Source organism: Dethiothermospora halolimnae, from assembly GCF_037577855.1.
GTDB lineage: Bacteria > Bacillota > Clostridia > Tissierellales > VENL01 > Dethiothermospora > Dethiothermospora halolimnae.
This window is the reverse complement of record NZ_JBAKFX010000026.1, coordinates 41,747-53,002: the sequence shown is the minus strand read 5'-3', so window position 1 is coordinate 53,002 and position 11,256 is coordinate 41,747. Positions and strand designations below refer to the sequence as shown.

9 protein-coding genes are annotated in these 11,256 nt (G+C 30.5%); 7 read left to right on the top strand and 2 right to left on the bottom strand.

From position 1 onward, the window contains the following. Positions 1-296 precede the first annotated feature (296 nt). The 4 genes from V6137_RS11580 to V6137_RS11565 all read left to right on the top strand — a co-directional run bounded on the left by V6137_RS11580 (position 297) and on the right by V6137_RS11565 (position 4,734). Positions 297-746 carry a GNAT family N-acetyltransferase gene (locus V6137_RS11580; protein WP_425448097.1) on the top strand — a complete coding sequence of 150 codons (450 nt, stop codon included), beginning with the start codon at positions 297-299 and terminating at the stop codon, positions 744-746. Between the two features lie 35 nt (positions 747-781). After that, complete coding sequence (locus V6137_RS11575) at positions 782-1,432, top strand: class I SAM-dependent methyltransferase (RefSeq protein WP_425448096.1); 651 nt, start codon at positions 782-784, stop codon at positions 1,430-1,432. 300 nt (positions 1,433-1,732) lie between these two features. After that, positions 1,733-3,580 carry an asparagine synthase (glutamine-hydrolyzing) gene (gene asnB, locus V6137_RS11570; RefSeq protein ID WP_425448095.1) on the top strand — a complete coding sequence of 616 codons (1,848 nt, stop codon included), beginning with the start codon at positions 1,733-1,735 and terminating at the stop codon, positions 3,578-3,580. 122 nt (positions 3,581-3,702) lie between these two features. Continuing rightward, on the top strand, positions 3,703-4,734 hold the full coding sequence (locus V6137_RS11565) for a C39 family peptidase (protein WP_425448094.1): 1,032 nt from the start codon (positions 3,703-3,705) through the stop codon (positions 4,732-4,734). 41 nt (positions 4,735-4,775) lie between these two features. Here V6137_RS11565 and V6137_RS11560 read toward each other — a convergent pair whose 3' ends face one another. Next, entirely contained in the window at positions 4,776-5,666 is an 891-nt protein-coding gene (locus V6137_RS11560) for a CAP domain-containing protein (protein ID WP_425448093.1), read from the bottom strand. A gap of 197 nt (positions 5,667-5,863) precedes the next feature. On the opposite strand from V6137_RS11560, the gene V6137_RS11555 reads away from it, so the two are divergent. Beyond that, positions 5,864-6,490 carry a nucleoside deaminase gene (locus V6137_RS11555; RefSeq protein WP_425448092.1) on the top strand — a complete coding sequence of 209 codons (627 nt, stop codon included), beginning with the start codon at positions 5,864-5,866 and terminating at the stop codon, positions 6,488-6,490. 19 nt (positions 6,491-6,509) lie between these two features. Continuing rightward, on the top strand, positions 6,510-6,911 hold the full coding sequence (locus V6137_RS11550) for a hypothetical protein (protein ID WP_425448091.1): 402 nt from the start codon (positions 6,510-6,512) through the stop codon (positions 6,909-6,911). 40 nt (positions 6,912-6,951) lie between these two features. On the opposite strand, the gene V6137_RS11545 is transcribed toward V6137_RS11550, so the two are convergent. After that, a complete protein-coding gene (locus V6137_RS11545; protein ID WP_425448090.1) occupies positions 6,952-7,347 on the bottom strand; it encodes a hypothetical protein in 396 nt (131 codons plus the stop codon). A 336-nt stretch (positions 7,348-7,683) separates the two neighbouring features. Between V6137_RS11545 and nifJ the strand changes: the two genes are divergently transcribed. Continuing rightward, positions 7,684-11,211 (top strand): pyruvate:ferredoxin (flavodoxin) oxidoreductase, encoded by a 3,528-nt coding sequence (gene nifJ, locus V6137_RS11540; RefSeq protein WP_425448089.1) that lies wholly within the window; start codon positions 7,684-7,686, stop codon positions 11,209-11,211. Positions 11,212-11,256 lie beyond the last annotated feature (45 nt).

Here is an 11,256-nt window from a genome sequence, read left to right as displayed (position 1 = left end):
GCTTTACAAGTTTATCTTCACAGTATGAAAAATTCAGATTGTCTTAGTGAACCGCCGTATACCGAACGGTACGTACGGTGGTGTGAGAGGCCGGTAGATAAATTAATTATCTACCTCCTACTCTATATGGTTAAAATCTTCTACTTTTAAACTTTTATTAGTATATTTCCTTATAGATTTTCTTTTGTATATTGAATTGTATATATTCACTTAATCATATCCTTAAATATATTTTACTATTTTGAATAACATAAAAGCAAATGCTATAATTAATATATAATAAACAGGAAGGATAGATGAATATGAAGTGGCATATAAAAGAGTTTAATGAACTAGACTTAGAAGAGTTATATAATATTATAAAAGAGAGGACAAATGTTTTTGTTGTGGAACAGGATTGTCCATATCCAGAGTGTGATGATAAAGATAAAAAAGCATATCACTTATATCTTACAAATAATAATGAGATAATATCATATTTAAGAATATTGTCCCCAGGAGTGTCATATAAAAATACTTCAATAGGCAGAGTCTTGGTAAAGAAAGAGTATAGAAAGAGGGGAATAGCTAAAGAATTAATGAAAAGAGCCATTAAGTTTATTGAAAATGATCTTAGGGAGGATAGTATAACTATTTCGGCTCAACAATATCTTATTAAATTTTATACAGATATAGGGTTCAAAGTAGTATCGGAAGGTTATTTAGAAGACGGGATACCCCATGTTAAAATGATATATAAAAAGTAAAAAATAACATAAAGCTTATAAGAAAGGAAATTTTTATGGATAAAATAAGTTGTAAGATATGTAATAATAAAGTCGATATAATCTATGATGAAAAATTTGATAATAAATATTATAGCTGTACAGAATGTGAATTTATATTTATTGATGAAGATCACATGGTGTCTAAAAAAAGAGAGGTAAAACAATATAATCAACACGAAAATACATTGGACAATGAAGGATACGTTAATATGTTTAAAGACTTTTTAAATAGAGCAGTTTTACCTTGGAAGGATAATATAAAAAAGGCCTTAGATTTTGGTTGTGGCCCTGGACCAGTATTGAAAGAGTTGTTAAAGAGTGAAGGTTTTGATGTGGATATTTATGACTTTTACTTTCAACCGGAGAAAGTATTTGAAAATAAAAAGTACGACTTAATAACATCCACAGAAGTATTTGAACATTTATCAGAGCCTAGGAAAACCTTTAAAATGTTAAAGGAACATTTAAATAGAGAGGGAATATTATCAATAATGACATTATTTCATACAAATGATGAAGAGGATTTTAAAAAATGGTGGTATAGAAGGGATCCAACCCATATATCCTTTTATACTCCTAAAACTTTAAAAATATTAGGCAATATCTTTGATATGAAAATAGTTTATATAGGAGATAAAAACACCTGTGTTTTTAGAAAAAATTAGTGGCCATAATAAAGTGGTAAATTCTTGTATACATTCATGGTCTTACCAACTACCCTGCTCTTCGCACCCTGCACTGGACAAAAAAGTGCCGATGGCGCCTTTGTTTCTACTAAAAAAGTATTAAGCTCATAAATATTAATATATAAATCCTTGAAATTTGAGGATTTAGGTGGTATAATTTCGATATTCTAATAGGGAAAAACCTGAGTTATATTTACAATAAAAGGTTTGATTTGTATTTTGTAGAATAGATTTAGTTTTTTTATTGATATACATGAAAATTGTTAAGGGGTGGTAAATATGTGTGGTTTTGTTGGTTTTACGGGTAGTAATTTGCCTATAGATAAAAAAAATATAATTAATAATATGATGGATACTATAATTCATAGAGGACCAGATAGTTCTGGAATATATAATGATGGTAATATATCGTTGGGATTTAGACGTCTTAAGATAATAGATATGTCAGAGGATGGGAGCCAACCGATTCATAATGAAGATAGTAGTTGTATATTAGTATTTAATGGTGAGATATATAACTATAAAGAACTAAAGATAGAACTAGAGAACAAGGGTCATATATTCAAAAGTGATACCGATAGTGAAGTATTAATCCATTCTTATGAAGAGTATGGAGTAGATTTATTAAAAAAGGTTAGGGGGATGTTTAGTTTTGCCATATGGGATAGAAATAATGAAGAGTTATTTATGGCAAGGGACTTTTTTGGCATTAAGCCCCTATACTATACACAAAATACTAGGGATGGTTCTTTTATTTTCGGTTCAGAAATTAAATCCTTTTTAAAACATCCTTCTTATATAAAGGAATTTAATAATGAAGCATTAAAGCCCTATTTAACTTTTCAATATTCAGTTCTTGATGAAACTTTTTTTAAAGGGGTATATAGGCTGAAACCGGGACATTATATGATTTATAAAAATGGGAATATAGAAACTAAACCCTATTGGAAACCAAACTTTGATAAGACAGATGATAATTTGAATTATTATGTTGATAAAATAAAACAAAGTATGGAGGAATCAGTTAAATATCATAAGATTAGTGATGTAAAGGTAGGGTCTTTTTTATCGGGGGGAATAGATTCCAGCTATATTGCCTCTTTACTAAAGCCGGATAATACATTTTCCGTAGGATTCAATGATTATGAGGCTATGTTTGATGAAACAAATCTAGCAAAAGAATTATCTGATATTTTAAAAATTGAAAATCATAAAACAATGGTTACAGCTGAGGAGTGTTTTGAAAATCTATCAACAATACAGTATTTTATGGATGAGCCCCAATCTAATCCTTCTGTGGTTCCCCTATATTTCTTATCTAAATTAGCAAGTGAACATGTTACGGTTGTATTATCGGGAGAGGGAGCAGATGAAATTTTTGGAGGATATTTATGGTATCAAACCTCAAGAAAAATGACTAAATATCAAAAACTGCCCCACTTTTTACGTAAAGGGATGTCATCATTATCTAAGGCTTTACCAAAGAATAAGATAACTGACTTTTTAGTTAGAGGTGGACAAACTATAGAAGAGCATTTTATTGGACATGCCATAGTATTTGAAGAAGATGAGGCTTTAAAAGTCTTAAATGATGAATATAAATATGGTCCATCTGCACAAGAGATAACTAAGAAAATATATAAAAATATAAATAGTGAAGATGATTTAAGTAAAATGCAATATTTAGACCTACATCTTTGGATGCCAAGGGATATACTTCTTAAAGCAGATAAAATGAGTATGGCCCATTCTTTAGAACTAAGGGTACCTTTTCTAGATAAGGAAGTGCAGAAGCTTGCATCGGAAATTCCTAGTGAGCTACTTGTTGATAGTGAAAAGACTAAATATGCTTTAAGGGTAGCGGCCAATGAGGTACTACCGGATGAATGGGCAAAAAGGAAAAAACTAGGTTTTCCAGTACCTATAAGACACTGGCTAAGGGATGAAAAATACTATAACATAGTTAAGGACATGTTCCAATCTGATATAGCAGGTAAATTTTTCAATAAAGGAGACCTTATTGAAATTTTAGATGCTCACTATAGAAAAGAAAGTGATAATGCCAGACGTGTATGGACAGTATATGTATTTCTTATATGGTACAAGAAGTTTTTTATAGAATTATAATAAATCTAAATATTAGGTTTTATAATAATATGGTATTATATAAGGGCTTTATAAATAGTATATAACTAAAGGGCTATATAGTTGCTAAAATATAGTTAAATATTGATATGGAGGAAACTAAAATGGAGAGGAAGTTAAAGAAAACTTTATTAATATTAGTTATTATATTGTTTATAGAGATTTTTATAGTTGGCTATCACTTTGAAGAGATAAATGATATTAATAAAAAGGGCACTATAACTATTGAAAATATTGATTTTAAAACAAAAGTTCCTATTAAAGGGTCTGAATACTCCATTATAGAAATTAAATCAAATACTGTAGTAGATAAGCTGATAACCAATAATAATGGAAAGGCAACTTCAGCTCCATTAAGTTATTATAAAAAGTATAAGATAAAACAAGTAAGAAGCCCTGAATATTATCAAACCAGTGAAGAGGAGCATATTATTGAAATTAAAAGTAATAATAATGACGTTATATTTGAAAATAAAGTATTTGATTATATAAAGGATTATGAAAGGCTAGAAGATGGAAGTTTAAATATAAAAAAGGTATATATGCCAGTTGAAACAATTCTGCAAAATCCCCAATTGCCAAATGGATGTGAGATAACGTCATTAACGGCTCTATTAAATTATTATAATTACGAAGTAGAAAAAGTAGAGATGGCAGATAAATATTTAGATAAAAAGTACTTTTATCATAAAGATGGAAAACTTTATGGACCTAATCCCCATAAGGCTTTTGTTGGAGATCCCAGTGATGCCAACGGATGGTTTTCCTTTCCGTCTCCAATTATAGATGCAGCTAATCGTTATTTTAATGATATTTCACAGGATAAAAAAGCTATTAATATTAGTAACTCGAGTAAAGAAGAGTTAAGAAACTATATTAATAGGGGTATACCGATAATTATTTGGGTAACTATTGATATGCAGAAAGGGAAGTTTAACTATTCATGGTATCTCAGTGGTAGTAAAGAATATTTTAAAGCGCCTACAAACTTGCATACTGTTGTAATTAAAGGGTACGTAGATGATAAAATTTATGCTATGGACCCGTTAAGAGGCCATGTTATTTATGATGAAGATACTCTTATACAAAGATATTATGAAATAGGAAGTTATGCTATGATAATAGAGGAAAAATAAATATTTATTAACAATAAAAAATCGGCTATATAGCCGATTTTTTATTGTGGTTTACTTATAAACATTTGCGTAAATATATATCCATACTTTTCACTTGGTTTAATTCCTATACCTATATGGGTGAAATTTGGACTAAGAATATTCTTTCTGTGGCCACTGGAGTTCATTAATGCATTATGGGCCCTTTGAACAGTTGAATTACCTGCTAAATTTTCTCCAGCATGTAAATATTCAATATCAAAATCATCCATCATTTCGAAGGGACTACCATAATTAGGAGAATTATGGCTAAAATAATTATTGTCTACCATATCTTGAGATTTTATTCTAGCTACCCTTGTGACTTCTGGATCCACTGTTAAAGGAGGTAGATTGTTTTTCTTTCTCTCAGCATTAACCAAATTAACCATTTGTTGCTCATTGGATGCCAAGTTTGTAGTTGTATTATTTCTAGCTATATTATTTGGTTCGTTATTAGGTTCAGTTTTATTTTGGGTATCTTGATTTTCATTTTGCTGTTCTCTAGGTTTAACATTGGTATTTGGTCTATCATTTGTTTCACCATTAGGTTCATTCCCCGATGTTTGATTCTCTCTAACTACAGGTGTTGCTTGATTAGTAGGTAATGCGCCAACTTGGTTATTATCAAGAAGAATAATGTACCAGTTATCCTGCTCGTCTAAAACTTTAACTACATCATTTTTCTTTAGGTAGGCTATGGTACTAAAATTATTACCTTTACCTGATTTAACTGGGGTTTTGTCAGCTGTAATTCTACAATTTTGAACATCTGCGGTGTCAAAAATATAAGACTCATCGGTTTCCAATTGTTGTTGCTGTTTCTGTTGTGGTTGTTGTGGTTTTTCCTCTGGCTCAGTACATGAAACTAATAATAAAGAAAGAGCCAATAGTACTACTAAACTTTTTTTCATATTGCACCTCCAAAAATCATTTATTATTTACTAAATATATTATTTGTAAAAAAATGATAAATATAAGATGATGATCATATCAAAAATTGGTATTTGAAAAATAATTTAAAAACGGCTAATATATGCAGGAAATATTAAAAAAATGAAGAAATATAAAATAATAGTTATTTTAATAATTTTTAAAAAGGGGTTTATATATGGATATAAATATGCCAGAACCTACGAAGCTTGCCTTTTCCCAAGCTTGGAAATCATATTGTAAAGGTTCAAGACCTATAGGGGCTGTTATCGTAGATGATAAGAATAATATAGTAGCTAAAGGAAGGGATAAAACATATGAAAGGAAAAATATCATAGGACAAATTTCAGGTAACAGGATTGCCCATGGAGGAATTAATGCAATTCTTAAGTTAAATGAATATAAGTACAAAAATATAAGGTCGTATACTATATATCTAACCATGGAGCCGTGTATTATGTGTTATGGTGCCATTTTGACAAGTAATATAGGTACTATAAAATTTATAGCCGGTAATAGAAAGAGTAGAGAAATGGATTTTGAAAATAAACTCTTTGACAAAACAAAGACTAATATATTTGGTCCTAACAAAGAATTTGACTTTATACAGATTGTATTATTAACAGACTTTATCTTAAGAAACTCTAATAAAGCAGAGAAAGTATTACGGGGATGGAAGGAGGAGTGTAGTGAAGCTGTAGAAATAGGAATAAAATTTTATAAAAATGATAAATTACTAGATTTAAGGAAAAAGAAGAAAAGTATAATCCATGTTATAAGAGAAATAAATAAAGAGATAAGCTAAAGCCAAAAGGGGGATAATAATGGGGAGAAAGAGAGTTATATCAATAATAATTATTATGATACTTATGGTGGGAACGGGAGTTTTATATGTAAATTTAAAATTTAATAAGCCTTATAAAGTTGCAAAGGAGATCATAAAAGCTGCTCAAAACAATGAAAATGAAAGTATATATTTGATAGACAGTAATACCTGGAATGATATTAAAGCTAAATCAAAATTTAGATATATAGAAGAAAGGTTAGGTTGGAAGGAATTTAAATCACAAATTAATAGTGACAAAAATAATATAAACTTTAAGTCAGAACATCCATTTTGGTATAAACTATTTAACTTTAATATGGATTCAGTGGCCATGGATTTATATATTAAAAATGGCATAAGTAAAGATAAATGGAGATTGGATGTTAGTGGGGATAACTAAATAAATTAAGGGCATCGCTTAAGCGATGCCCTTAATTTATTTAGTTATCCTGGTCTAAAACAGCTTTTTCAATGGAGTCAATAGTCATTTTATCAATCTCATGTAAATTTGGAATCCCCATCTCATTTAAAACTGTTTCTATATGGTCAAAAGCTATTTCATGGTTTTTAATTATTTCTATTGCCTTTATACAATCCTGTTCTTTTGTACCTATTAATAACTCTTGTGACTTATTATTTTTTTTGTCTGATAATCTTAAATAGTATATAGACATAGGGTATTTCTGTAAAGTAGACTCTATTTCTAAATCCTGTCTATCGTTTAATAAGCCATAGAGAAGTAGTTCATTTTGTTTATTGATAATTTCCACTTCATAAACATCATTATTAATAGTAATTTCTTTAATTTTTAGACTTTTGCCATTTTGTAAAACCATTTAACAATTCCCCCTTTTAAACTAAAACATAATTAAAAGTTATAATAAAATAATATAATATTCCATAATATAACATCACAAGAATTGAAAAATTAAAAAAGTGTGAAAATTCTTTACTATTAAATATATTCGATAATAATATATAAAATCCTCTAATTTATTATAAAAAATAATATAAAAACCTAATAGAAGTTTTTTCATGTATTTATGTATTATTATTTTAGTTTGTCAAATAATAAAATTTGATATCTTATTATTATTTTATTGCTGGGATATTAGTAATCCCCCAGTAAATTACTAAAATATTAGATTTGTACAATTAAGGAGGTTGAATATATGACTAAAATTATGAAAACCATGGATGGAAATGAAGCTGCTGCATATGTATCCTATGCTTTTACTGATATAGCGGCTATTTATCCAATAACTCCATCATCACCAATGGCTGAATTGGTAGATAAGTGGGCAGCAAATGGAAAGAAAAACTTGTTTGGGCAATCGGTTAGAGTTGCTGAACTCCAATCGGAGGCTGGAGCTGCAGGGTCAGTCCATGGGGCATTACAAGGGGGAGCACTAACAACAACCTATACAGCTTCTCAAGGATTACTTTTAATGATTCCCAATATGTATAAAATTTCTGGTGAGTTACTCCCAGGAGTATTCCATGTAAGTGCTCGGGCAATAGCAGCCCATGCCTTATCAATATTTGGGGACCATCAGGATGTTATGGCCACTAGGCAAACAGGGTTTGCAATGTTGGCATCCAGTAGTGTTCAGGAGGTTATGGATTTAGCTGGAGTAGCCCATCTTAGTAGTATAAAATTAAGATTGCCTTTTTTACATTTTTTTGATGGCTTTAGAACATCCCATGAGGTCCAAAAGGTAGAGGTTATAGATTATGAGGAATTTGATAAACTAATTGATTATAAGGCGGTAAATGACTTTAGAAATAGATCGCTAAATCCTGAAAGGCCAGTAATAAGGGGAACAGCCCAAAATCCAGATATATATTTTCAACAAAGAGAGTCAATAAATCCATTTTATCAAGAGGTTCCTGATAAGGTTGAAAATTATATGAATGAAATTAACAAAGTAACAGGAAGGAACTATCATCCATTTAACTATTATGGACATAAAGAGGCAGAAAATATAATTGTGGCAATGGGCTCTGTATGTGAAACTATTGAAGAAACCATTGATTATTTAATTGAAAAAGGAGAAAAGGTAGGACTTATAAAAGTACATCTTTATAGACCTTTTTCATCTAAATATTTCTTTAATGTATTGCCAGATAGTGTGAAGAAAATAGCAGTATTAGATAGGACCAAAGAGCCGGGCTCAGGGGGGGAACCTTTATATAAAGATGTAAAAAGCTTATTTTATGATAATGAAAAAAATCCAGTTATTGTAGGGGGGAGATTTGGTCTAGGTCAGAAAGACACAACCCCTGGTCAAATAGTAGCAGTATATAATAATTTAAAAAATGATAGTCCTAAAAATGACTTTACTTTAGGAATTATTGACGATATAACTGAAACATCCCTTAAATCAGTGGAAAATACAGATACTACACCTAAAGGTAATATTAGTTGTAGGTTATTTGGATTAGGTTCCGATGGTACCGTTGGAGCAAATAAGATGGCTATTAAGATAATAGGTGATAAAACCAAATTATATGCCCAAGGATATTTTGAGTATGATAGTAAAAAATCTGGAGGAACAACAGTATCCCATTTGAGGTTTGGAGAAAAACCAATAAAATCTACTTATTTGGTATATGATTCCGACTATATTGCTTGTCACAATAAATCTTTTATTTATCATTATGACTTACTTAAGGGACTTAAAAAGGGTGGTACATTTGTTTTAAACTGTCCATGGAATGAAACTGAATTAGATGAAAAACTTCCCAGTGCAATTAAAAATTATATAGCAGATAATGATATTGAATTTTATATAATAGATGCTGTTAATATAGCCCATAATATAGGGTTAGGTGGAAGAATTAATATGATTATGCAAACTGTATTTTTTAAGCTAACTAATGTAATTCCAATAGATGATGCTATAAGCTACCTTAAAGATTTTATAGAAAAAACCTATGGCAGAAAAGGTCGTAAAATAGTGGAAATGAATTATTCAGCAGTGGATAGAGCTTTAGACAGTCTTATAAAAGTAGAGGTTAAAGAGAATTGGAAGAATATAATAGAGGATAAACCACCAATAAAAGAAGAACCGGACTTTATAAAAGATATACAAAGACCTATGGCTAAAAAAGAAGGAGATAATTTATCTGTAGGAAGATTTAAAGGAATGGAAGACGGTACATTCCCAGTGGGAACAACAGCATATGAAAAGCGAGGAATAGCAGTAACGATACCCCAATGGCAAACTGATAAATGTATTCAATGTAATCAATGCTCCTATGTATGCCCCCATGGAGTAATAAGACCATTTGTACTAAATAAGGAGGAGAGTCAAAGTAAGCCTGAAACATTTGAAACAAAGAAAGCAATTGGAAAAGGACTAGATGGGTTAGAATATCGCATACAAGTAAGTCCCCTTGATTGTACCGGATGTGGCAACTGTGCAGACATATGCCCAGCACCTAATAAAGCTCTAGTTATGGTTGAAGCAGAAAAAGAAATTGAAAGACAGAAAGATAACTGGGAATTTGCAAGAAAAAATGTTACGGATAAAAGTGACTTGATGAATAAATATTCTGTTAAAGGAAGTCAATTTAATAGACCATTATTAGAATTCCATGGAGCATGTGCAGGGTGTGGAGAAACTGCATATCTGAAACTTGCAACTCAACTATTTGGAGATAGGATGATTATTGCAAATGCAACGGGCTGTTCATCAATATGGGGAGCAAGTGCACCGTCAATGCCATTTACTGTTAATGCTGAAGAAAAGGGTCCAGCATGGGCAAATTCATTATTTGAAGATAATGCGGAATATGGATATGGAATGTATTTGGCAGTGGAACAAATAAGAGATAAATTATATGCCTTAATGGAAGATGGGCTTAATAGTAATTTAGATGATAATATTAAAGGTGCATTTAATAATTGGATACAATCAAGGGATGATGGTGAAGGTTCAAAGGTTGCCACTAAAGAATTATTAAATGCAATAGATAAATCACAGAATAAAACCAATCCTATTATAAGGGAAATATTAGATAAAAAGGATTTCTTAATTAAAAAATCTCAATGGATTGTTGGTGGAGATGGATGGGCTTATGATATAGGTTATGGAGGTCTAGATCATGTTTTAGCCTCTGGAGAAGATGTAAACATATTAGTATTTGATACTGAAGTTTACTCAAATACTGGAGGACAGTCATCAAAGGCTACTCCCAAATCAGCATCAGCTAAGTTTGCAGCATCGGGTAAAAAAATAAGGAAAAAAGACTTAGGTTTAATGTCTATGAGTTATGGATATGTCTATGTGGCTCAAATAGCCATGGGTGCCAATATGAACCATACAGTAAAAGTATTAAAAGAAGCAGAAAACTATAAGGGACCTTCCCTAATAATAGCCTATGCACCCTGTATAAGTCATGGGATAAAAACCGGTATGGGAACCAGTGTTAGACAGGAAAAAGAGGCGGTGGAAAGTGGCTACTGGCATCTATATAGATTTAATCCTATGTTAAAAGAAGAAAGTAAAAATCCATTTATTTTAGACTCTAAAGAGCCTAAAAAATCATTTAAAGATTTTATTATGACAGAACTAAGATTTTCTCAAGTATCAAATACATTCCCTGATATCGCGGAAGGATTATATAATTCAGCAGAAAAGGATGCTAAAGAGAGGTATAAGATATATAGAAAGTTATCGGAGTTGGAGTATTAGAATATTCCTCCCATTATTAGAGATACTAATAATGGGAGGGGTTTT